This window comes from Vagococcus lutrae (assembly GCF_003987555.1).
Classification (GTDB): Bacteria; Bacillota; Bacilli; order Lactobacillales; family Vagococcaceae; genus Vagococcus_A; species Vagococcus_A lutrae.
This window is the reverse complement of the sequence record NZ_NGJW01000001.1, coordinates 112563-136827: the sequence shown is the minus strand read 5'-3', so window position 1 is coordinate 136827 and position 24265 is coordinate 112563. Positions and strand designations below refer to the sequence as shown.

Annotated in this window: 21 protein-coding genes, 1 tRNA gene and 1 other annotated feature; of the genes, 18 read left to right on the top strand and 4 right to left on the bottom strand. The window is 38.4% G+C overall.

The annotated features are described in order from the left end of the window. The first annotated feature begins 184 nt into the window (after positions 1-184). Positions 185-2512: a helix-turn-helix domain-containing protein gene (locus tag CBF33_RS00685; RefSeq protein WP_170167715.1), complete on the top strand. Its 2328-nt coding sequence runs from the start codon at positions 185-187 to the stop codon at positions 2510-2512. A 42-nt stretch (positions 2513-2554) separates the two neighbouring features. Here CBF33_RS00685 and CBF33_RS00680 read toward each other — a convergent pair whose 3' ends face one another. Together CBF33_RS00680 and CBF33_RS00675 are read right to left on the bottom strand one after the other, a co-directional pair. After that, positions 2555-3100 carry a hypothetical protein gene (locus tag CBF33_RS00680; protein WP_126760710.1) on the bottom strand — a complete coding sequence of 182 codons (546 nt, stop codon included), beginning with the start codon at positions 3098-3100 and terminating at the stop codon, positions 2555-2557. Between the two features lie 70 nt (positions 3101-3170). Next, complete coding sequence (locus CBF33_RS00675) at positions 3171-4439, bottom strand: BaiN/RdsA family NAD(P)/FAD-dependent oxidoreductase (RefSeq protein ID WP_126760709.1); 1269 nt, start codon at positions 4437-4439, stop codon at positions 3171-3173. Between the two features lie 134 nt (positions 4440-4573). On the opposite strand from CBF33_RS00675, the gene gdhA reads away from it, so the two are divergent. From gdhA to CBF33_RS00660, 3 genes are all read left to right on the top strand, one after another. Beyond that, a complete protein-coding gene (gene gdhA / locus CBF33_RS00670; RefSeq protein WP_126760708.1) occupies positions 4574-5920 on the top strand; it encodes an NADP-specific glutamate dehydrogenase in 1347 nt (448 codons plus the stop codon). 128 nt (positions 5921-6048) lie between these two features. Further along, entirely contained in the window at positions 6049-7398 is a 1350-nt protein-coding gene (locus tag CBF33_RS00665; protein WP_126760707.1) for a glucose-6-phosphate isomerase, read from the top strand. Between the two features lie 93 nt (positions 7399-7491). Beyond that, positions 7492-7564 (top strand) — tRNA-Val (locus CBF33_RS00660). 37 nt (positions 7565-7601) lie between these two features. Here CBF33_RS00660 and CBF33_RS00655 read toward each other — a convergent pair. Next, complete coding sequence (locus CBF33_RS00655; protein ID WP_023606409.1) at positions 7602-8576, bottom strand: asparaginase; 975 nt, start codon at positions 8574-8576, stop codon at positions 7602-7604. 109 nt (positions 8577-8685) lie between these two features. Between CBF33_RS00655 and CBF33_RS00650 the strand changes: the two genes are divergently transcribed. The 12 genes from CBF33_RS00650 (at position 8686) to CBF33_RS00595 (ending at position 22181) form a co-directional block, all read left to right on the top strand. Then, complete coding sequence (locus tag CBF33_RS00650) at positions 8686-9528, top strand: DUF72 domain-containing protein (protein WP_211329513.1); 843 nt, start codon at positions 8686-8688, stop codon at positions 9526-9528. 10 nt (positions 9529-9538) lie between these two features. Continuing rightward, entirely contained in the window at positions 9539-10417 is an 879-nt protein-coding gene (locus CBF33_RS00645; protein WP_170167714.1) for a Cof-type HAD-IIB family hydrolase, read from the top strand. Between the two features lie 177 nt (positions 10418-10594). Next, entirely contained in the window at positions 10595-12319 is a 1725-nt protein-coding gene (locus tag CBF33_RS00640) for a septation ring formation regulator EzrA (RefSeq protein WP_126760705.1), read from the top strand. A gap of 110 nt (positions 12320-12429) precedes the next feature. Beyond that, complete coding sequence (locus CBF33_RS00635) at positions 12430-13575, top strand: cysteine desulfurase family protein (RefSeq protein WP_126760704.1); 1146 nt, start codon at positions 12430-12432, stop codon at positions 13573-13575. A gap of 25 nt (positions 13576-13600) precedes the next feature. Further along, entirely contained in the window at positions 13601-14818 is a 1218-nt protein-coding gene (gene thiI, locus CBF33_RS00630) for a tRNA uracil 4-sulfurtransferase ThiI (protein ID WP_126760703.1), read from the top strand. Between the two features lie 150 nt (positions 14819-14968). Continuing rightward, on the top strand, positions 14969-15631 hold the full coding sequence (locus CBF33_RS00625; protein WP_126760702.1) for a redox-sensing transcriptional repressor Rex: 663 nt from the start codon (positions 14969-14971) through the stop codon (positions 15629-15631). Between the two features lie 78 nt (positions 15632-15709). Continuing rightward, positions 15710-16207 carry a thiol peroxidase gene (gene tpx / locus CBF33_RS00620; protein WP_126760701.1) on the top strand — a complete coding sequence of 166 codons (498 nt, stop codon included), beginning with the start codon at positions 15710-15712 and terminating at the stop codon, positions 16205-16207. 32 nt (positions 16208-16239) lie between these two features. Next, positions 16240-16454: a binding site (T-box leader), on the top strand. Between the two features lie 50 nt (positions 16455-16504). Then, positions 16505-19150, top strand: coding sequence for a valine--tRNA ligase (locus tag CBF33_RS00615; RefSeq protein WP_126760700.1), 2646 nt, complete (start codon positions 16505-16507; stop codon positions 19148-19150). Between the two features lie 25 nt (positions 19151-19175). Then, positions 19176-20474, top strand: a complete 1299-nt coding sequence (locus CBF33_RS00610) for a bifunctional folylpolyglutamate synthase/dihydrofolate synthase (protein WP_126760699.1) — start codon at positions 19176-19178, stop codon at positions 20472-20474. After that, a complete protein-coding gene (locus CBF33_RS00605) occupies positions 20462-21124 on the top strand; it encodes an HAD family hydrolase (protein WP_126760698.1) in 663 nt (220 codons plus the stop codon). Before CBF33_RS00610 ends, CBF33_RS00605 begins: the two co-directional genes overlap by 13 nt. Before the next feature lie 51 nt (positions 21125-21175). Further along, complete coding sequence (gene radC / locus CBF33_RS00600) at positions 21176-21862, top strand: RadC family protein (RefSeq protein ID WP_126760697.1); 687 nt, start codon at positions 21176-21178, stop codon at positions 21860-21862. Between the two features lie 115 nt (positions 21863-21977). Further along, positions 21978-22181, top strand: a complete 204-nt coding sequence (locus CBF33_RS00595) for a cold-shock protein (protein WP_023606421.1) — start codon at positions 21978-21980, stop codon at positions 22179-22181. A gap of 105 nt (positions 22182-22286) precedes the next feature. Here CBF33_RS00595 and CBF33_RS00590 read toward each other — a convergent pair whose 3' ends face one another. Next, positions 22287-22454, bottom strand: coding sequence for a DUF3042 family protein (locus CBF33_RS00590; RefSeq protein WP_023606422.1), 168 nt, complete (start codon positions 22452-22454; stop codon positions 22287-22289). Between the two features lie 130 nt (positions 22455-22584). On the opposite strand from CBF33_RS00590, the gene CBF33_RS00585 reads away from it, so the two are divergent. Both CBF33_RS00585 and miaA read left to right on the top strand, forming a co-directional pair. Continuing rightward, positions 22585-23334 (top strand): glycerophosphodiester phosphodiesterase, encoded by a 750-nt coding sequence (locus CBF33_RS00585; protein WP_126760696.1) that lies wholly within the window; start codon positions 22585-22587, stop codon positions 23332-23334. Beyond that, positions 23315-24265 (top strand): tRNA (adenosine(37)-N6)-dimethylallyltransferase MiaA, encoded by a 951-nt coding sequence (gene miaA / locus CBF33_RS00580; RefSeq protein ID WP_126760695.1) that lies wholly within the window; start codon positions 23315-23317, stop codon positions 24263-24265. Before CBF33_RS00585 ends, miaA begins: the two co-directional genes overlap by 20 nt.

The window sequence follows — 24265 nt, the reverse complement described above, 5'->3', positions numbered from 1 at the left end:
CTTAAAAATAAATTGAAAAATGGCTAAAATAAATGTACATTTATTATTAACTTATAGTTTAAAGAGAATATGTCTTATCACAATGCTTTTAATTTCAAAAACACGAACGAATTATCATGTAAGTGTCTCGATAGAAACAAATGACTGTAAAATAGGAATATTCATTCTAAAGGAGGGGAAAGAAGTGGAACACAATATTGAATTAAATTTGTTTACGACCGCACATTACCATTTTCATATCTATCAAGAAGTCACGTTATTATTAGCTATTGAAGGGGAAGTGCATCTTGTATATGAAGAAGAAATCACCTTACAATCAGGGATGATGCTTATTGTTAACCCTATGGAATATGTTGAGTTTTTACCTGGAAAGCAAGTAGGAACATATATTGAGTTGCGAATTAACCCCTTGTATTTTGCTTCGTTATTTCCAGAGTATTTTCAAGCGACATTTGAATGTGGACCTAAGCAATTACGGACGGGTAAACGTGAGGCTATTTTACTTATGAGAAAATATGTGGCAGAACTATGTTTAATCGAGTTTGGGAATGCTCAATATGGAAAGTTAAAATCTGCTTTACTTGTCAATCAACTGTTATTTACCCTGGTTCAGCATTTTCAACGAGAACAGCATGACAGTATCCGTCAATCTGAGGTTAGTCAAAAAATAGCAGAAGTTTTGAGCTATTTGTCACAGCATTTACATGAAGAAGTGACAATGGAAAAAATGGCTGAGTTATTTTATATGTCGCCAGCGTCGCTTTCAAAACATTTTAAGAAGGAAACGGGCATGTATTTTTCGCGTTACCTTGCGATGATTCGTGTGAAACATAGTTTAATGGACTTATGTTATTCCAGCCAGACAATTGAAGAAGTAGCCTCTAAAAGTGGCTTTGCTAACAGTAAGACGTATCGCAAACAATTTCGCGAGTTTTTCCACGTGTCTCCAAGTGAATATCGCTTGTCTTATCAGAAGGAACAGTCGCTGTCAAAAGACAATAAAAAAGAAGTGAAAGAATGGACATATTCGCTTGCCCAAACCATGTACCGCTATACACTGAATGAGACAGAAGATCGTCTGACAATGGAAACGGCTAATACTCACAAGCAACGGACGATTTTTTCTAAAGGATTATCCGTACAACGACAACATGGAAAAGTTATTTTACATTTAGGTTGTTTAGAAAATGTTAGCAACGAGCGTATTCAAAATGAGATTCGTCAAATTCAACAAGATATGACGGTTGACTATATAGGAGTACAGTCATTGTTTTACGAAGTGCCTTTATCGTATAATATTCATCGCCAGGAAAAGATGAGTGCTTTTCCCGCATTTGAAAGACTCGACCATGTCATGGATTTTTTAGAAAAACAACAGCTTTCTGTATTTTATGATATTTACTTACCTGATTATCAGTCACTCAATCTTGAAGCAAAACATGCACGGATTAATTTTTTACGTCATTTACAAAATCAATACGGTCAAAAAGTACTCGGAAAATGGAAAATCAATGTAATATTTGATACCGATGAGCCATCATGCTACGAATCGTCATTTTGCGAAGTGTTAGCTATTTGTCGCTCGATAAATCCGATGCTAGAAATCGGCGCAGAAATTCCATTACCTGATCCATTTATGGAAAGACAGTCATTGTCAAAACGCAGTTTCTTTGTGCGAAATATCGTTCCTCACTGTCAGTTTTTAAGTTTTCGAGCAGACCCAAATGAAGCCATTCGAATGGCTCAAAATAGGTTAGAAGGAACGGAAACAGCTCATGATTATATTTATCATAAGACCAAAGCGCTGCGTCAGTTGTTGCATCATTGGGGTGTATCACTGCCACTTTATTTAACGGAGTGGAATACAATAACGGGAGACACTCGGAATATGAATGGCACTTTTTTTAGAGGAGCGATTATTTTAAAGGAGATTATACGACTAGATAAATTGGTAACTGGGTATGGCTTTTGGCTGAATATTGATCTTTATGAACATCATAGAAAGACACGCCCTATTACGAATGATAGTTTAGAACTATTTCACTATTATCAAAGCCGTCGCCCAGCTTATTTTTGTTTATTACTGGCACAGCGTATGGAAGGAGAACTCTTAGCTGAAGGGAAAGATTACATCCTAACGAAAAATGGGGGAGTTTATCAATTGTTACTTTGGCATTCTTGTTACTTTAATCCGGATTTATCCACAGAGGAAACCTTTTTAAAGAGTCAATCAATTGAATATGAATGGATGATACCTGAAATTCCTCCCCACCATTATCAAGTAAAGCAAATCGATTTTTCACGAAAAAGTGGGGCGCTGTTTACTTCGTATTATGATTTTCAAAGTGTTCATTCTTTAGATTATGAAACACAACGCTATATTGCGACCATGACACGACCTAAAATCAGTGTTTTTGATAGCTATATCGACGAGGGATTTCATTATTCGACCCTACTAGATGTGAATGCCGTTATGCTATTAGAATTAACACCGATATTTTTTGAATTATAAAAAGCCTAGCGATTTTTCGCTAGGCTTTTGTATCTTTTTAGCTTATTTTGAAACGTTTCGTTCAAATACTTTTTTTTCTGGAAGTGGATAATCTTCTAAAGACTCTCCTTCGATTTTTAATGCTTGTTCAAAATCTTCGATAGATAAATCTAAGCGACGTGACAGGTCAAAAACACTGTGTAAGACATCGTGGAAATACATGCTGTTACCTTGTTCGAAATAATCTTTAAATTCGCGACTAGTGTTGCTATAACCTGTTTCTTCTTGGAATTTTTTAGATTCTTCAACAAAGTATTGAAAGTGTGCTTTTGTTTCATCAGCGAAGTGATTGAAAATCTTAATCGCAAGAACTAAGTCTTGATGCCAATTTTCAAAGGTTTTTTTCGCTAAACCATTTTGTACTTCAATTAATTCAAAGCGATCGTTACGAATATGTTGCGTCATTAACATATTCATATTTAGGTTAAGTCCAGTATAAGAGACATCATCAAATTGTAGTTGTTTCATTTGCTCCAATTCTGAAGCAAGACTTTCAGGTGTGAATTGTCGATTTTCAAGTGTTTGATAAACTTTTTTTTGTTGAAACATACGTACTCCCCCTTATGATTTTCACTGTATATTGTCCCTTTATTATATAGTAATTCCTTATATAAAGCTATTAATAGTGGAAATAGCTAGCAGTTTCTGCAGCATGTTTCCCAGCAACATAACCTGTAACAAAAGCAGAAGTGATATTATAACCTCCCGTGTAGCCGTTAATATCTAATAATTCTCCAACAAAGAATAGTCCATCTACTTTTTTACTTTGAAATGATCGTGGCTCAATTTCCTTTAATGAAACACCGCCACCTGTAACGAACGATTTGTCTAAAGGATAGGTACCAACAGCATTTAAAGGCATTTCTTTTAAAAAGGTCACAAGACGGTCAATTTCTTTTGGTTGTAATTGTTTCATAGGAGTTTGGTCGTTTGTTTGCGTTTCATCAATAGCAAATTGTAATAAACGTTCAGGAACAAGACCTTTTAAGCCATTACGCAAGGTTTTGCCTCCGACTTCTTGTTGTTTCGATTGAATCCACGCGACTAAATCGTGTTTAGAGCGGTCAGGTAAAGCGTCGAGCCTTAACTGGACTGGCGCTCCATGTTTTTCTAAACCTTGGTTCACAAACATACTGCAACGTAAGGCAGCTGGACCTGAAATGCCAAAGTGAGTAAACAGCATATCCATACGATGCGTGACTTGGGCTTTTCCTTTTGTATTCAAAACAGATAGTGCAACATCTTGTAATGATAACCCTTGTAACGTTTTTTTGGCAACAAAAGGATTGTTCAGTCTTATGGGTGATTCAGTTGGATAGAGGGGGGTTACCGTATGTCCTGCTTTTTTGGCCAAACGATAACCGATACCAGTGGAGCCGGTATATTGATAGGTCATCCCTCCTGTCGCTACAATCACGCAAGGAGCGACAAATCGTTCTCCGTTTTCTAAGTGGACGCCTTGGATACGTCCGTCCTCGATTAAGAGTTTTTTTATGGGAGCATTCGTCAAGAGCTTAACATCGTTATCGACGAGAGCCTTATGCAGTGCTTCGACAATCGTGCGTGATCTGTCAGTTACTGGGAATAGACGACCATGGTCTTCTTCTTTTAGTTGAACGCCTCGTGATTCAAAGAACTTGCGAATATCTTCATTATTAAATTGAGAAAAAGCGCTGTATAAAAATTTTCCGTTACCGGGTATATGGGCAATAACATCTTCTGGCGCGTGGGCATTAGTCACGTTACATCGTCCGCCTCCTGTTAATAGAAGTTTTTTTCCTACGCGTTTATTTTTTTCAATGAGTAGGACTTTGGCACCGTGTTCAGCTGCACTAATCGCTGCCATCATGCCACTTGTACCAGCCCCTACCACAATTACATCATACATTGTGTAAAACCTCCATTCGTCTTTAGTTTATCATAGCCAAAGACGCACAACTAGTGATGTGATAGGATATTTTTTCTGTTTTTTTCAGAAAAGTTAAGATATAATGAGAAAAGAAACAAGAAAGAAGGGATTTTATGACAGTGAATCAATATTTAACGACGCTACAACACCAAATTGAGCAAAAATATCAAGGACAAACGGAGTTCATTCAAGCGACAGCAGAGTTTTTACCAACGATTGCACCTTATTTGGCAGAACATCCAGAAATTATCGAGCATGACCTGTTATCCCTTTTAATTATTCCAGAGCGTTTAATACAATTTCGTGTGCCATGGCAAGACGATGAAGGAAAATGGCATGCTAATCATGGTTATCGTGTTCAATATAATTCTACACTTGGACCTTATAAAGGTGGGATTCGTTTTCATCCAAGTGTTAATGAAAGTATTATGAAATTTTTAGCTTTTGAACAGATTTTTAAAAATGCGTTGACGTCTTTACCTATTGGTGGTGGTAAAGGAGGTAGCGATTTTGATCCTAAAGGAAAGTCTGACGCAGAAATTATGCGTTTTTGCCAAAGCTTTATGACAGAGTTACAAAAATATATAGGACCGGATACAGATGTACCTGCTGGAGACATAGGAGTAGGACATCGCGAGATTGGCTATTTATTTGGACAGTACAAACGTCTAAACTCGTTTCAAGCAGGCGTTTTAACAGGAAAACCTGTCGATTTTTGGGGGAGCTTAGCGCGAAAAGAGGCAACAGGCTATGGTCTCGTTTATTTTGTTAAACATTTATTAGCCGATCAAGAAGAGGTCTTGGAAAACAAACGAGTGGTTGTTTCTGGTAGTGGAAATGTAGCTATCTATGCTATAGAAAAGGCTCAAGCATTAGGAGCACTTGTCCTAACATGTAGTGATTCTTCTGGTTATATTTATGATGAAAAAGGAATTGATTTAGAGACAGTTAAAAAAATCAAAGAAGAACAACGCGGACGGATTTCAGCTTATTTAGAAGTTCATCCTGAAGCGACCTATGTTGCAAATGAATCGGTATGGTCGTTATCTGCTCCATACGAAATTGCTTTACCATGCGCTACTCAAAATGAAATTACGCAACACTTGGCGCAAGACATGATAAAAGCAGGGGTAAAAATTGTGGCAGAAGGCGCAAACATGCCATCAGATTTAGAAGCGATTCAAGCATACCAACAAAACAATGTTATCTATTGTCCAGGAAAAGCAGCAAATGCTGGAGGGGTTGCTGTATCAGCTTTGGAAATGGCACAGAATTCGCAACGACTTGCTTGGAGTTTTTCAGAAGTCGATCAAAAACTTGATGAAATAATGTTGAACATTTACGAAACTTGTCAACAAACGGCTTGTGAATATGCTGAAAAAAACAACTTAGTTGCCGGTGCTAATATAGCAGGTTTTGCTAAAGTTGCGCAAGGAATGCTTTCACAAGGATTGGTATAGGTATCGTTATTGAACAAAGCGTAATGTTTCTACCTTGTAATAATCAGCTCGAAAGCTTGAAAAAAAACTGAAAAAAACGTAAAGTATAGGAAGTAAGGAAATTCGAAACCTTTGAAGGAGGAACAAGAATGGCACACATTCAATTTGATTATTCTAACGTAGTGGATCGTTTTATTGGAGAACACGAGTTGGGATACATGCAAACACAAGTAACAGCAGCACATCAAGCACTTCATGAAGGAACAGGTGCAGGGAGCGACTACCTAGGTTGGATTGATTTACCAACTAATTATGATAAAGAAGAGTTTGCTCGTATTAAAAAAGCAGCTGAAAAAATTCAATCAGACTCTGAAGTTTTAGTCGTGATTGGAATTGGTGGTTCATATTTAGGGGCAAAAGCAGCGGTTGATTTCTTACACCACTCATTCTACAACTTATTAGACAAAGATGAACGTAAAGCACCCCAAGTCTTTTTTGCTGGAAATAGCATTAGCTCATCTTATTTAGCAGATTTAATTCATATTATTGGAGATCGTGATTTTTCTGTTAACGTTATTTCAAAATCTGGAACAACAACAGAACCTGCCATTGCATTCCGTGTCTTTAAAGAATTATTAATCAAAAAATACGGAAAAGAAGAAGCAAACAAACGTATTTATGCGACAACAGATAAAGCACGTGGAGCAGTAAAAGAAGAAGCTGACGTTGAAGGATGGCAAACGTTTGTGATTCCAGATGATGTTGGAGGTCGTTTCTCAGTCTTAACAGCGGTTGGTTTATTGCCAATTGCAGCCAGTGGTGCTGATATTGATGAATTAATGTCTGGTGCTGCTCAAGCAAGCAAAGATTTTGCTACAGATAAGTTAGAAGACAACATTGCTTATCAATATGCTGCGTTACGTAATGTTTTATACCGTAAAGGAAAAGTGACTGAATTACTAATTAATTACGAGCCAAGCTTGCAATACTTCTCTGAATGGTGGAAACAATTATTTGGCGAATCTGAAGGGAAAGACCAAAAAGGAATTTATCCTTCAAGTGCCAACTTCTCAACAGACTTACACTCACTTGGACAATACATTCAAGAAGGACGTCGTAACATCTTTGAGACAGTTATTAAAGTTGACAACCCTCGTTTAAACCTAGATATTCCTATGGCAGAAAAAGATTTAGATGGCTTAGGTTATTTACAAGGAAAAGATATTGACTTTGTTAATACAAAAGCTTTCCAAGGAACATTGTTAGCCCATACAGATGGGGACGTACCAAACTTTGTCGTCACAATTCCTGAACAAAATGCTTATACATTAGGTTATTTAATGTACTTCTTTGAAAAAGCAGTCGGCGTTTCTGGCTACTTAAATGGTGTCAATCCATTTGACCAACCGGGAGTTGAAGCATACAAGAAAAATATGTTTGCTTTATTAGGCAAACCTGGTTTTGAAGACTTAGCGAAAGAATTAAACGAACGTTTATAATTGCCAAAAAGACTTACCTTTAAAGGTAAGTCTTTTTCTTTTTGAAAAGGCTTTGACATATTTTCGTTCTTCGCTTATAATCGTAATTAGTTCGGTTCCGTAGCTCAGTTGGGAGAGCACTACCTCGACAAGGTAGGGGTCGCTGGTTCGAGACCAGTCGGGACCATAAAAAGCTTTGACGCATGCGTCAAAGCTTTTTTTATTTACACATGTTCCACTAAAAAATCATAGAGCTGCTTGTCGTCCAGACCAGCATTTAAGCCGACTAATAGTTTAAGGCGCGCTTTTTGACTGTTGAGGCCATTACAAAAGATAACCCCTTTTTTTTCTAACTGACGACCGCCACCGTCATAATCATAAACGCCTTCTACGACACCGTTAAAACAACGAGATACTAAAACGACTGGGATGTTTTTTTCTAGCAAATGGTCAAGAGCAGGGAGTGTTTCGGGAGGTAAGTTTCCTGCGCCTAAGGCTTCTATGACGAGCCCATCGATATTACTACCTAAAATCATCGGAAATAAGCTGTCGCCTAAACCGGCATAAGCTTTAATAATAGGAATCGTCCCATTGACTGACTCAATATTTAAACAATGATGTTCAATTAACTGTTGATAAAAGGTAATATGCTGCTTTGTAACTAGACCAATGGGGCCGAAAGTCGGTGTTCGGAAAGTCGCGACGTTTGTCGTATGTGTTTTTGTGACATAACGAGCCGTGTGAATTTCGTCGTTCATTACGACTAGCGTGCCTTTACCAATGGACTCATCGCAGCTTGCCACTCTAATAGCCGTTTGATAATTATATAAGCCGTCTGCTCCGATTTCATTGCTAGAACGCATCGCGCCTGTTAGTACAATGGGAATACGGTCACCAATCGTCACATCTAAAAAATAAGCCGTTTCTTCTAATGTATCTGTCCCATGCGTAATCACCACGCCCGTGATACCTTCATCGATTCCAGTTAGAATACGTTCTTTTATTAAGAGCATGTAGCTAGGTGTCATATATGGAGAAGGTAGCTGTAAAAAGTCTTCGATAATTAATTGTGTATCTTCATCAAATTGTAGTTGTTGGTGTAAGAGAGGGTTCAAGCCCGTCGTCGTGACTGCCCCTGTTTGATGATCTTCACTCATCGCAATCGTCCCGCCTGTGTGTAATACTAATATTTTTTTCATGATGGACTCCTTTTTTCATCTTTTAAGCGTTGAATCAATAGTGTTGATAACACCTTCATTGCTATTTTACCTTATATCGGCTAAAATTTAAGCAAATAAAGAGGGAAAGGTGAAAAAAGTGATAAAAATCGGATTAACAACGTGGTCAGAGCATGGTCATCTTTTTCAAAAAAATCAATTAACTTTGGCAGAGTATGCTTCAACTTTCCCTGTTGTAGAAGTCGATACCTTTTTTTATGCGATACCTCATCCTGATACGGTTAAAAAGTGGGTGGAGCAAACACCAGACTCATTTAAATTTATCGTTAAAGCACATCAAGCTATGACACTCCATCGGTCATGGAGCGACTTTTTTGAAAGTGAAAAAGAGATGTATGTTCGCTATCAAGCAGCCATTTCGCCATTAAAAGATTCTGGAAAATTAGCAGCCATTTTATTTCAGTTTCCGCCGACATTTCGCTGTGAGACAGCGTCGTTAGTCTATCTTAAACGCTTAAAACGAATCTGTGGGAAGCTGCCCGTAGTTGTTGAGTTTCGTCATCAGAGTTGGCTAAGCCCTGAGTACAAAGATAAGACGATAGCTTTTTTAACCTATCACCAGTTAACGTTGGTCACGGTTGATGAGCCGCAGGTTCCAGACGAGTCGGTGCCTTATATGCCTGTCACTACAACGAAGACTACTGGCGTCGTTCGTCTTCATGGTCGCTCGTTAGAGGGCTGGCAAAAGAAGGGCGAGGACTGGCGTAAATTTCGAACGCTTTATCGCTATAATGAACGAGAGCTTGCGAGTTTACAAAAAGATTTTATTAAAATGGCACAGGAAGTTGAATCACTTTATGTTATTTTTAATAATAATTCTGGCGGAGATGCAGGGGTCAATGCCCTGAACGTGATAGAAAGCATGAAGCTTGAGTATCACGATTTGCATCCAAAACAGACAACACTTTTTTAGGATGTGTAACATGATAAAAATTGTATTTTTTGATATCGACGGCACCCTTGTTAATGACAGTGCTAAAGTTTTACCTAGCACGCGTATGGCAATCGATTTACTAAAGAACAAAGGTGTTATCTGTGCGATTGCGACAGGACGAGGCCCGTATCAACTTGACCGCCAAGTTGATGGCATGGAGATGGACGTCTATGTGACGTATAATGGACAGTTTACCTATACAGCGAGCCAGAAAGAAATACTGCGTGAAGAACCACTAGCGCTAGAGACGGTTGAAACAATCATTAGGATAGCGAAAGAACAACAGTATTCATTGTTATTAGGAGAGGCGAATCAACTAAGAGGAAGTCGTTTTATGTTATTTGCGCAAAAACCATATGCTAAACGACTCAAGCGCTATCTACCTAAAAGTGATGCCGTGCTTCAAAAAATGCAGCAACTGAAAAGTTGGATAAAGAGCCGGTGTCGCGGCAAAAATCGTGTGAAACGGACAAAAAGACCTGTCTATCAAATTATTATGATGCTGAGTAAAGCGGAGCAAGTAGCGATTGAAAAAGACTTACCGCCGTGTAAAATTACCCGTTCAAATCCGTATAGTGCAGATATAATTTCTGAAGAGGGCTCTAAAATGAAGGGGATTGAGGCAGTTTTAGATTATTATGGCTTGCAAGTCGAAGAGGCGGCTGCATTTGGTGATAGTTGGAATGATTCTGAGATGTTAAATGGGGTTGGAATCGGTGTGGCTATGGGGAATGCCGCAGAGGAAATTAAAAAACAAGCGGATATTATCACGACTAGCCATAACGAAGATGGTATTGCGAGAGGTTTGTATCTCGCTGGAGTACTTAATGAAGATGAATGGAAAGTTGTTCAACAATATAGGAAGTAATAGAAGTTCTTAGCATCAGATAAAAGGAAGATAAAAATAAGATTTCTAGTGAATCACATACAAAGTTATGATATAATGAAAAATAGTTGAAAAATACTGGGATAATGCAAAATTATAACTATCCATAGATAAAATAAAGAAATGTTGCCTATAAAAAAGCATAATGGAGGAACGTCAATGAAATCCAATACCATTTTACTGGTTTTCGTTATCATCATTGTCATAGCGGCAATTTCCTATGTTATAGGAGTTCTGATGAAGCGGCGAAATGAAGAAAAATTAAAAAAATTAGAACAGCGTAAACTAGATTTGTTTGATTTGCCTGTATTTGATGAAGTCGATGAGATTAAAAAAATGCACTTGGTAGGTCAAAGTCAAAATACGTTTCGTGAATGGAGTCAAAAGTGGGAAGATATTTCGACGTCTTCTTTCGCAGAATTAGAAAGTCGCATATTTGAAGTTGAAAATTTAAATGAAACGTTTCGTTTTTTCAATGTAAAAGACGCCATTGCTGCCGTAGATGAAACCATGACCGAAATGGAAACGGAAGTCGCTGAAATTCGTCAAGGTTTGAAAGAGTTGAAAGACAGTGAAGAGCGCAATTCTTTAGCTGTACAAGAAGCTCTCGACCAGTTTGGTGAACTTAATGAGCAGATTAAAAATGAATCAGACTCATTTGGCCCTGCTTTACCAGTAGTTCAAGAAAAAGCAGAAGAAATTGAAAAGAGTTTTAAACAATTTGTTAATTTAAACTCTTCTGGCGATCCTATGGAAGCTCGTACGGTTTTAGTTCAAGCAGAAGAAGATACATACGCTTTAGCTGACTTAGTGGATGATATACCACCATTAGTATCAGAGTTAACAGATACTTTCCCGGGTCAATTGGACGAAATTGAAGCGGGCTATAATAAACTGTTAGAGCAACACTATCAATTCCCTACGAAAGATTTACCTGAAGAAGTTCGTCAAACTCGTGGGCAGATTGATGATGCGTTATCAGCATTGAAGAAAATGGAGTTAACAGAAGTCCAAAATATTAGTAGTATAGTGACAACACGAATTGATCAGTTATATGAGCGTTTAGAAAAAGAAATTGAAGCTCGTCAATATGTCGAAAAAAATCTTGATGTGGCCTTAAAATTTGTGGCTCATGTGATGAAAAATAATCGTAATTTAATGATAGAGCTAGACCACACGTCTCAAAGCTATACATTAAATAATAATGAGCTAGGCATGACACGCTCATTCCAAACACAGCTTGACGGAATTGAACGTCAATTATTACAAATTCAAGAACACTTAAAAGATGAAACGGTTATTTACAGCGAAAGTGCTGAAGCCATTGAAGCAAGTTTAAACATGATGGAAGATACGGAAAATCAACAAGTAGAAATTAGCGACAGCTTGAAAAATCTGCGTAAAGACGAAGAAGTCGCAGCAGAAAAAATTGAAACGTATGAATTTAAGTTGCGTCGCATGAAGCGTTACGTTGATCAACAACGTCTACCTGGTGTTCCACAAGAGTATTTAGAATTCTTCTTTGTGGCAACCGACCGTGTTGAAGAGCTTTCACGTGAATTAAGTAAGATTCGAATTGACATGGATGAGATTAATCAGTTAGTGGCTTTTTGTGACGAAGATATGTTGCTGTTAGATGAAAAAACGAATGAGTTAGTCGACAGTGCGGCATTAACGGAACAAATGTTACAGTACGCTAATCGTTACCGTCACAGTCATCCACAAATTGAACAAGCGATTAATAAGAGCTTGCATTTCTTCACAGAAGAATATCGTTATCAAACAGCGTTGGATGAAATTGGTGTCGCATTAGAAGCGGTAGAACCTGGAGCTTTTAAACGAATTGAATCCATTTATTTCCAAAATAAAGAAATGATGTATTAATCAGGAAAGCTAAAGCAGCCCGTCTGTTTTAGCTTTTTTGCTTGTGTGAAAGTTGCGCTCATGAAAGAGAAGGTCTATAATAGGAAAGAATTTTACAAGGAGACGATAGAATGATTTATTTTGATAATAGTGCGACAACCCCGGTATTACCGAGTGTTTTGCAAACATATATTCAGACAACAGAGCGGATGATAGGTAACCCTTCTAGCTTACATCGATTGGGGAGTCAAAGCACACGTTTGCTAGAACAGTCTCGCAAACAAACGGCTGAATTATTAGAAGTAGCACCAGAAGAAATTTATTTTACTAGTGGTGGAACCGAAAGTAATAATTGGGTATTAAAAGGAACTGCGTTAGAAAAGGCGGCTTTTGGTAAGCACATTATTGTTTCAAGTGTAGAGCATGCTTCTGTTTATCGCTCATGTGAACAGTTAGCTAAAGCGGGTTTTGAAATAAGTTATGCGCCTGTGGATACTCAAGGTAAAGTCATTGTTTCAGAGCTTGAAAAACTAATTCGCAAAGACACAATACTTGTTTCGTGTATGGCGGTAAATAATGAAATTGGGACGATTCAACCTATTTCCGAAATTAGTGACCTGTTAAAAGATTATCCAGCGATTCATTTTCATGTGGATGCCGTGCAAGCAATAGGGAAAGTTCCGCTTACCGCGTGGTTGACGGAGCGTGTTGATTTTGCGAGTTTATCGGCACATAAGTTTCATGGTCCTAAGGGAGTGGGCTTGTTGTATTGGCGTAAAGGTCGTAAGCTTGCTTCTCTTGTTACCGGTGGTGGGCAAGAACATGGTAAAAGAAGTGGGACGGAAAACTTAGCAGGGATTGTTGCAATGTCACGTGCTTTACGTTTACAGCTGACAGATGTGTCGTTAAAAGAAATACATATGACACGTTTGCGTGATTATCTGATTGCTTCTTTGTCAGAATATGACAATGTGACGTTGTTTTCAGAATCAACAGAAGCGTTCGCGCCACATATTGTCTGTTTTGGTTTAAAAAACATTCGAGGAGAAGTACTCGTTCACGCTTTTGAAGAAAAAGATATCTACATCTCTACAACCAGTGCGTGTTCAAGTAAAAAAGCAAGTACACATGGGACGTTAAAAGCAATGCATGTTCCTGAAAAACAAGCAACGACAGCTGTACGCGTGAGTTTTTCAGAAACGTCTACCTTGCCAGAGGTCGAACAATTTTTAATCGTTTTTGATCATCTTTATAAAAAGTTTACACAAGCCTTCTAAAAGTTAAATAGGGAAAGGATTTATTATGGAATATACAGAAATTATGGTGCGATACGGTGAGTTATCAACAAAAGGCCGTAATCGTAAAGCATTTATTAATCAATTAGGACGAAATGTTAGAAACACCTTGCATGCTTTTCCTAATGTGAAAGTTCAAGCGCATCGTGACCGTATGCATTTAAAACTCAATGGAGAGCCAAGCCAGCCTATCATAGCAGCCTTGAAACCAGTCTTTGGTATTCAGACTTTTTCACCAGCCATTCAAGTAGAAAAAGAATTATCAGTGATTTATCAAACGGCGATTGAGATGGTAAAAGAGCGTTATGAAGAAGGTCAGACATTTAAAATCACGACGAAACGAGCTGACAGAGAATTTCCACTTGATACGCGGGAATTAAATCGTGAAATTGGTCATGCCGTTATCGAAGCAATACCTGGTATTCAAGCTCAGATGAAACAACCAGATATCGACGTGCGAGTAGATATACGTCATAACGGGGCTTTTTTATCTTCAGAAATGTTTCATGGTGCAGGCGGCTTACCTGTTGGTTCGAGTGGTAAGTCGGTGTTAATGCTTTCAGGGGGGATTGATTCACCAGTAGCCGGTTACTTAGCTATGAAGCGCGGAGTTGAATTAGAAATGGTTCATTTTTATAGTCCGCCTTATACGAGTGAAGCTGCTTTAAACAAAGCAAAAGATTTAACGGTCAAGTTAACGCCGTATGTAGGGAGTATTCAATTTATCACAGTCCCTTTCACAGAAATTCAAGAAGCGATTAAAAAAGAGGTTCCACCTGGGTATCTCATGACGATTACACGTCGTTTCATGTTGCGTTTGACAGATGCTATTCGTGTACAGCGTAAAGCATTGGCTATTTTTAATGGGGAATCATTAGGACAGGTTGCTTCTCAAACGTTGGAAAGCATGGTCGCAATCAACGATGTAACGAACACACCTATTTTACGTCCTCTTATTTCAACCGATAAGACTGAAATCATCAAACTGGCAGAAGAAATCGACACATTTGATTTAGCGATTCAACCATTTGAAGATTGTTGTACTATATTTGCGCCACCTCAACCGAAAACAAAACCTAAATTAGAAAAGTGTATACAATACGAGCAACGACTAGATGTTGAAGGATTAATAGAACGTGCCTTAGCAGGTATTACGATTGAAGAAATTAATAGTCGCGACCAATTTTTACAAGCAAAAGAAGAAGACTTCACAGATTTATTATAATTTAACAAGCCACTTGTCATTGAATGTGCAATGATTAAGTGGTTTTTTCTTGTCTTTTTTACAATAAGTATGTAAAATCACAAACTTTAGTTGTATTCTTTCACAATGAATGATACACTTTAGTGTGAAAAGATTAACAAGAGGTGGATGATGAAAATGAAGGAGTATAAAATTCCCAACGCGACAGCGAAAAGAATCCCGTTATATTATCGTTATTTAAAAAAATTAGAAGAATCTCATGTTGAACGTATCAAATCTAAAGAATTTAGCCGAATGATTCAAATCCCATCTGCGACCATACGTCGTGATTTTTCTCACTTTGGCGAACTAGGTCGGAGTGGTTACGGTTATGATGTGAGCTATTTGATTGAAGTTTTTGGGCATGTCTTAAATACGCAAGTGGAAAAACCGATAGCGTTAGTCGGAGTAGGAAATCTTGGTAAAGCGTTAGCTCGTTATAACTTTAGACGTAATCATAATTTAAACATTGTTTGCGCGTTTGATACGAATCCAGAGATTGTGGGCCAAACGGTTCGTGATATTGTCGTACAAGACCTATCTGAGATGCCAGAAACGTTAAAAAAAGAAGGCGTTACAACTTTAGTCTCGACCGTTCCGAGTAAGCATACACAGGATGTCGTAGATTTAGCGATTGAAAATGGTGTGACCGCGATTTTAACCTTCTCACCTAATCGTTTGCGTGTCCCTGATAATGTTAAAGTTCAATATATCGATTTAACAACTGAGTTACAAACGTTGATTTATTTCGATGAGAATTTCACCTCAACGAAACAATTTAACTTTGGTGAATAAGACAACAAGTCGTTCTAATGTTAATTTCTTGACGATTCCTTTATAATAGAAAGTAACACAAGAAAGGGGAATAAGTTTATGAAAGTAACTTTAGGTGGCGAAGCTGTAACATTAGTTGGAAATGATTTAAAAGTAGGCGACAAAGCACCAGATTTTAGTTTAAATAATTTGAACAACGAACCTGTTCAATTAGCAAACTTATTAACACAACCCGTTTTATTAAATGTTGTACCAGATATCGAAACAGGCGTTTGTCAGTTACAAACGAAACGTTTTAATCAAGAAGCAAATAAAATAACTGATGCAAAACTTGTGACAATTTCAAAAAATTCACGAGAAGAGCAACAAAATTGGTGTGCAGGTGAAGGCATCGATATGGAAATGTTACATGATCCTGAGTTATTCTTTGGACGTGAATACGGCATTCTTATTGAAAAATTGGGTATTTTTGCTCGCTCGATTTTCATTATTGATACAGATGGAAAAATTGCGTACGTGCAAATTGTTCCTGAAATCAAACAAGAACCAGATTATGACGAAGCGTTAACAGCTCTAAAAGAATTGATTAACTCGTAGTTGATTTTGTCAAAACTATCTTGTAAACTAATAGAAAGACGATGAACAAGAGGAGTAGTAAGTCCCCCTTTTTATAGAGAGAAAATCATTGGTGGAAGATTTTTAAAAGAGACTTATGAAGGTAGCTTGGGAGTTTCGTGTGACTATTAGTTTCTCACGACGAGTTGTATTCGTTACATACAGAATGAGCAGTAAATACATGCATTTACTGAAATTTAGGTGGTACCGTGATGAATTCGCCCTAAACATACATCCGTATGTTTAGGGCTTTTTTTTATGAAAGAAAGGATGGCTAAAATGACTGACAAAAATTTATCGACAAAGTATATGCCAAAAGAAGTAGAAACAGGACGCTACGAAAAATGGTTAGCAGGTGGCTATTTTAAACCAAGCGGTAATCCCGATGCCAAACCATATTCGATTGTATTGCCTCCACCAAACGTTACTGGAAAATTACATTTAGGTCACGCGTGGGATACAACGCTACAAGATATTATTATTCGTCATAAACGTATGCAAGGCTATGATACTTTATGGCTACCAGGTATGGATCACGCTGGAATTGCAACGCAAGCGAAGGTAGAAGAAAAGCTTGCAACCGAAGGAGTGAGTCGTTACGATTTAGGTCGTGAAGCGTTCTTAGAAAAAACGTGGGAGTGGAAAGAAGAATATGCCGACCACATTCGCGAACAGTGGGCAAAGTTAGGTATTTCTGTGGATTACAGTCGCGAGCGTTTTACACTAGATGAAGGCTTGTCACAAGCAGTTAATCGCGTTTTCGTTCAATTATATAAAAAAGGCTTAATCTATCGTGGAGAATATATTATCAACTGGGATCCGAAAGCGAAAACGGCTTTATCTGACATCGAAGTGATTCATAAAGATGTAGAGGGTGCTTTTTATCACATGGCTTATCCGTTAGCTGATGGCAGTGGTCAAACATTAGAAATTGCGACGACACGCCCTGAAACAATGCTCGGAGATACAGCGGTTGCAGTTCATCCAGATGATGAGCGTTATCAAGCGCTTATCGGCAAGACGGTAATATTACCCATCGTAGAAAAAGAGATTCCGATTATTGCAGATGAATATGTCGATATGGAATTTGGAACAGGGGTCGTAAAAATTACCCCAGCTCATGACCCTAATGACTTTGAGGTAGGAAATCGTCATGATTTACCACGTGTTAACGTGATGAATGATGATGGTACAATGAATGATACTGTCGCAGCGTATGCAGGGATGGACCGCTTTGATGCGCGTAAACAAATTATTAAAGATTTAGAGTCAGCTGGTTATTTAGTCAAAATAGAAAAAATGACTCACAGTGTGGGACATTCTGAACGTACGGGTGTCGTCGTTGAACCACGTCTGTCGACTCAGTGGTTCGTTAAGATGGCGCCATTAGCCCAAAAAGCAATGGACAATCAAGCGACAGATGATGATGTGAACTTCTATCCACCTCGTTTTAATCAAACATTCATGCGTTGGATGGAAAATGTTCACGACTGGGTTATCTCACGTCAGCTATGGTGGGGACACCAGATTCCTGCATGGTATCATCGTGAAACAGGTGAGATGTATGTTGGAGAAGAAGCTCCAGCCGACAGCGAAAATTGGCGTCGTGATGAGGATGTTTTAGATACATGGTTTAGCTCTGCCTTGTGGCCGTTTTCAACATTAGGCTGGCCGGATGAAGACAATGCGGACTATCAGCGTTATTTCCCAACGTCGACTTTAGTCACAGGTTATGACATCATCTTCTTCTGGGTGAGTCGAATGATTTTCCAAAGTTTAGAGTTTACAGGAGAGCGTCCATTTGAAAATGTTTTAATGCACGGATTAATCCGAGCGGAAGACGGACGTAAAATGAGTAAATCTCTTGGCAATGGTATCGATCCAATGGATGTTATCGACCAATACGGAGTGGACGCGTTACGTTGGTTCTTATCGACAGGCTCTACGCCAGGACAGGACATGCGCTTTAGTTACGATAAAATGGATGCTGCATGGAATTTTATTAATAAGATTTGGAATGCTAGTCGTTTCGTACTGATGAATATTGACGATATGACATATGAAGACATTCAATTAGACGGACATAAGACGGTTGCGGATAAATGGATTTTAGCACGCTTAAATGCGACGATTGTAGAAGTGTCAGATTTATTTGAACGATTTGAATTTGGTGAGGCCGGTCGTCATCTCTATAACTTTATCTGGGATGATTTTTGTGATTGGTATATCGAAATGAGTAAAGAAGTATTATACGGCGAAGATGAGCAACAAAAAGCTATGACACGTAGCGTTCTTGTTCATGTCTTAGATAATATTTTACGCTTATTACATCCAATCATGCCATTTGTAACAGAAGAAATTTGGGACAGCATACCTCATCAAGGTGAGTCAATTGTCGTCGCTGATTATCCAGTAGCGGACGTTTCTTACTTAGATGAAAAAGCAACTGAAGGCATGGAAGTATTAAAAGACTTGATACGCGCTGTTCGTAATATTCGTGCAGAAGTTAATACCCCTATGTCAAAACCAATTACGCTATTAATTAAAACGAAAGATGATGTGACACAAGCTTTTCTTGAAACGAATACGTCTTATATTGAGCGTTTTTGTAACCCGGAAACACTTGAAATTTCAACTGACATTGTCGCACCAGAAACAGCTATGAGTGCGGTCATTAAAGGAGCCGAAATTTATTTACCACTTGCTGATTTAATCAATATTGAAGAAGAAATCAAGCGTTTAGAAAAAGAACTAGAGAAATGGACAAAAGAAGTGCAGTTAGTACAAGGGAAGTTAGCGAATAAACGCTTTGTAGCCAATGCACCTGAAAAAGTGGTTCAAGCTGAACGAGAAAAAGAGCAAGATTATTTAGCGAAACAAGCCTCTGTTAAAGAACGCATTGCCTCACTTTCTCAGTTAAACTAACCTTCTTAATATAAGGGGGAGAAAAATGAATTATCAAGAAGCATTGGATTGGATTCACGGACGTGTTGCTTTTGGCTCGCGTCCGGGCCTCATCCGAATTGAAACATTGTTAAAGAAACTTGGCTCTCCTGAAAAAAAGATAAAAACCGTGCATATCGGTGGGACGAATGGTAAAGGCTCGACCTTATCCATGGTCCGAGACTATCTGATTCGTGAAGGATTCCATGTAGGAAGTTTCACCTCACCGTATTTAGTCACATTTAATGAGCGTATTAGCTTAAATGGCGTCCCTATCGCAGATGATGATTTGACGGACTTAGTACACCGTATCCGCCCAATTGTCGAAGAGATGGACCAAGAGGCATCCGTCATGCATATGACAGAGTTCGAGATTATTACGGCGATGATGTTTCTCTATTTTTATGAGCAACAAGTCGATGTAGCACTGGTTGAGGTTGGCTTAGGTGGTTTACTCGATTGTACTAATGTGATTCATCCCTTAGTGTCAGTGATTACGACTATTGGTTTAGATCATATGGATATCTTAGGAGATAGCATAGAAAAAATCGCGTATCAAAAAGCCGGGATTATAAAATCCGAAACACCGGTTGTGTTAGGTAATCTCCCAATAGATGCGACACGAGTAATTCGTTCAGTGGCGATGAAGCAACACAGTCAAGTTTTTGAATTTGGACAGGATTTTAATGTTTCAGTATTTCAGAAAGCTACTGACAATGGCGGAAAATTTCACTCTAAAAACGAGTCTTTTGACTTTGAAGTGGCATTAGAAGGGAATCATCAGCTTGAAAACGCAGCTGTGGCGATAATGACGTGTCAATTAGTGATGCCACAGTTAGCTCACTCGTTTTCTATGGAAAAAATGCAAGCGAGTCTTCGAGCTGTACGATGGCCGGGACGCTTGGAGAAAATCATCGACCACCCCCCAATCTATTTAGATGGGGCTCATAATGAGCCAGCAGTCATGCGTTTGAAAGAAGTATTGACGCAACAATGGCAAGATAAACACGTCACGATTCTTTTTGCGGCTATTGCGACAAAAGATATCCAACATATGATGGCATTATTTCAAACGATTCCAAACGTCACGCTAAAAGTGACAACATTTGACTATCCACGTGCGGTTAAAAAAGTCGGTTACGTAGAAGCTGGCTTACGTGAAGAACAATGGGTCTCTAGTTGGCAAACGTTCATTTCGTCTTATACGTCAAGCGAGGACGATTATTTATTAGTAACAGGTTCACTCTATTTTATTTCCCAAGTTAGAGAATTTATTCTAGAGGAGGCATATAATTGGAAAAAGTAAAAGGTGTCATTTTTGATATGGATGGTTTGTTATTTGATACAGAAAAAGTCTATATAGAGGTCAATGTCGCGTTAGCACCTAAGTATGGCATGCATGATTTAGATGAAGCGTATATGTTGGAACACGTTGGCTTATCCGATGCGCTTTCTTTTCAAAAGTATTTACGTGATTATCCGCATATGACGGAAGAAAAGTTGACCGCTTTTGTTAAGGAAGGACATCAAGTCGTTCATGAGCGCTTTTCAGATGGTACGACACCGTTAAAACCTTCTGTTAGAGAATTGTTAGAGGAGCTAAAGCGACAAGACATACCTTGTGTCGTTGCTTCAAGTAATCTACGACGTTTTATTGATATTTTATTAAGAGAAGCTAATTTAACACACTATTTTAAAGCCGTTTTTTCAGCTGAAGATGTGACACATCCTAAGCCAGATCCAGAGATAGTTTTGAAAGCTGTTGAGGCTTTAGGATTAAAACCAGAAGAATGTTTAATGTTGGAGGATTCATTTAGTGGCGTACGAGCAGCCCATGCGGCAGGTGTGCCTGTTGTGATGGTTCCAGACTTGATGTCGCCAGATGATGAGATGAAAGCAAAAACAGTAGCAGTAACGGAGACATTAGCAGAAATATTAGCAGCGTTTAAAAAATAAATACAAGTTGAAACACCTCCTTTTCGTATATAGATATAGGAGGTGTTTTTTTTGATACAAAAAAAGCAAAGCGCTACAACGTTTGAAGCTGATCGGCCACGAGAACGATTATTAGCAACTGGCGAGCAGCATTTATCGACACAAGAATTATTGGCGATTTTATTAAGAACGGGTTATAAGGAAAAAGATGTCATGGCATTGGCGCAAGATGTATTACAATCTTTTTCATCGTTGTATGAGCTTAAGCGAGCTAATATTGAGGAGTTGCAACAAATAAAAGGAATTGGACAAGTCAAAGCGATTGAGATGAAAGCAGCACTAGAGCTAGGGAAACGTCTGTGTGAAGCAAAGGAACCTAAATATGGGCAGGTTTTATCTAGTCAAAAAATCGGAGAACAACTGATGATACGCTTAAAAGATTTACGGCAAGAACATCTTATTGCTTTATATTTAAACACTAAAAATGACATTATCAAACAAAAAACAGTATTTATTGGCTCGTTAAATCAATCGATTGCTCATCCAAGAGAAATTTTTCAAGAAGCGGTGAAATGCTCAGCCGCACGAATAGTTTTAGCCCATAATCACCCATCAGGAAATCCACAGCCCTCTAAGCAAGACCGCTTATTAACAAAGCGAGTCCAAGAATGTGGGGAAATTATTGGAATTGATTTATTAGACCATATTATTGTCGGACATGAAGGATATATCAGCTTTCGTGAAGAAAATCTTTTATAAATCTATAAAAAACTTGAAAAGGTTTTCATCATCGTATAAAATAGGTTTGTGGCAAGTCATATAATCGATTTGTCGAATTTATAATGTGTCGTATGACACAAGGAGGAAACAAGAGATGGAACAAGGTACAGTAAAATGGTTTAATGCAGAAAAAGGTTTTGGATTTATCCAACGCGAAGAAGGCGACGATGTATTCGTACACTTCTCAGCTATTCAAGGAGAAGGTTTTAAAACATTAGAAGAAGGTCAAGCAGTGACTTTTGATATTGAAGAGTCAGATCGTGGACCACAAGCAACAAACGTAGAAAAACAAGCATAGAACCTACCTTCCTTATCATGTGATTGATAAGGAAGTTTTTTTGTATTTATAGGTAAAATAAAAAAGCCTCGATGACAAAATCGGGGCTTTTTGAAGAAAATGGGATTAGCGAGCGCGACTTTTACGCATAGCTTTACGACGATTTTCTTCAATAATATTTTCTTTTTCTTCGATTGGATCAATCACAGTTTTTTTAATACCAAGAGCTAAACCTGCGACTGTTGCGATTGTAACAGCAGCTCCTGTTACAAATCCTGAAGTGAATTTTTTCATGAATATCACCTTCCTCTACCTCTTTATTATCGTATATTTTACAAAAAAAATCCACTATTTTGTGTCTAGAGGTCGCGTGTTATCTTTTTAGATAGAATATGTTAGAATAATAACGATACGGAGGGGTATTATGACAAAAATTATTGCACATAGAGGGAGCAAGGGGACACATCCTGAAAATACATTACCGGCTTTTGAAGAAGCGATTGTGGCAGGAGCCGACGGGATTGAATTAGATGTTCATGTTTCAAAAGATGATGAACTCATTGTCATACATGATGAACGAGTCGACCGAACGACTAATGGCGAAGGAGAAGTCAAAGAAATGACTTTAGCCGAGATTAAGCAATTAGATGCGGGAAGTTGGTTTGACGCGGAGTACGAAGGAACGACCATCCCTACACTCGCAGAAGTTTTATCTTTTTTAAAAGAGCGTGAATTTAAAGGGTTGTTAAATATTGAAATTAAAACAGATATTTATGACTATCCGGGTATTGAGGAGAAGGTAGAGCAGTTAATGACTAGTGAGTCATGGCCGTTTATTTACATGTATTCTAGTTTTAACTTTGATACCTTAACGCGTATGGAAAAAATAGCGCCATTCGTGCCGAAAGCCTATATTATTTTTAAAAAAGAAGCGTCAGTGAAAAAAGCGCAGGAAACAGACTTTATCGAAGGAGTACATCCGAAGATAACTTGGTTGGAGCAACCGTCTAAATCGTTTAGAAAATTTGATAAAGCGATTCGACCATGGACGGTGAACTGCGTGGCGGATATGGTCATGTGCTATGAAGAAAACCTTGCCGCTATTCATACGGACGTTCCGAGATTAGCAGTGGCGATTAAAAAGGAATGGTTACGTGAAAAAGCAGAAGGATAAAATTATCGTCATTGTAGGGCCGACTGCCGTAGGGAAGACTGCCTTGAGTGTAGAACTTGCTAAGAAATTGAATGGTGAGATTATCAGTGCTGATTCAATGCAAGTTTATGAATCACTTTCTATTGGTACGGCGAAAGTGACAGCTGATGAAACGGAGGGAATCCCTCATTATCTCATCGATTGTGTGCCAATATCAGGTAGTTATTCTGTGCATGATTTTAAAGAACAAGCTCGAAAAAAGATAAGCGATATAACAAGCCGTGGTAAGCTCCCAATCGTTGTCGGTGGTACAGGACTTTACATTCAGGCACTTTTATTCGATTTTCAGCTCGGACAGAAAAAAACAGAGCAAGAAACGCAGTTGCAAAAAAAATGGGAGACGTACTTGGAATGTTATGGGAAGCAACGACTATGGGAAGCATTAGCACAAGTAGACGAACGTGCAGCTCAGGCTATTCATCCTAATAATACAAGACGAGTCCAGCGAGCGTTAGTTGTGAAAGAGCATACGGGCATAAGTTTGCTTGAACAAGATACGGTGGATTTTACTGATTTATCTGAAGCAATATATGATGTCCAGTTGATTGGTTTAAGTACCGATAGACCCTTACTTTATGAGCGCATCAATCAACGTGTAGATTTAATGATGTCGTCAGGACTATTAGATGAAGTCAGACTGTTAGCGAATCATCGCGATTATCAGAGTGCGCAAGGGATTGGGTACAAAGAGTTTTTCCCATATTTGGACGGAGAAATAAGCTTGGAAGAAGCGGTATCAGCAGTTAAGCAAAATTCACGTCGCTACGCCAAACGTCAGCTGACATGGTTTCGTAATCGCATGACGGTTGACTGGTGGGATATTGTAAAAGAACCAGAACAAGTGTCTCGTCTTGAACAACAATTAGAACAATGGTGGAAAGGAGGCAATTAA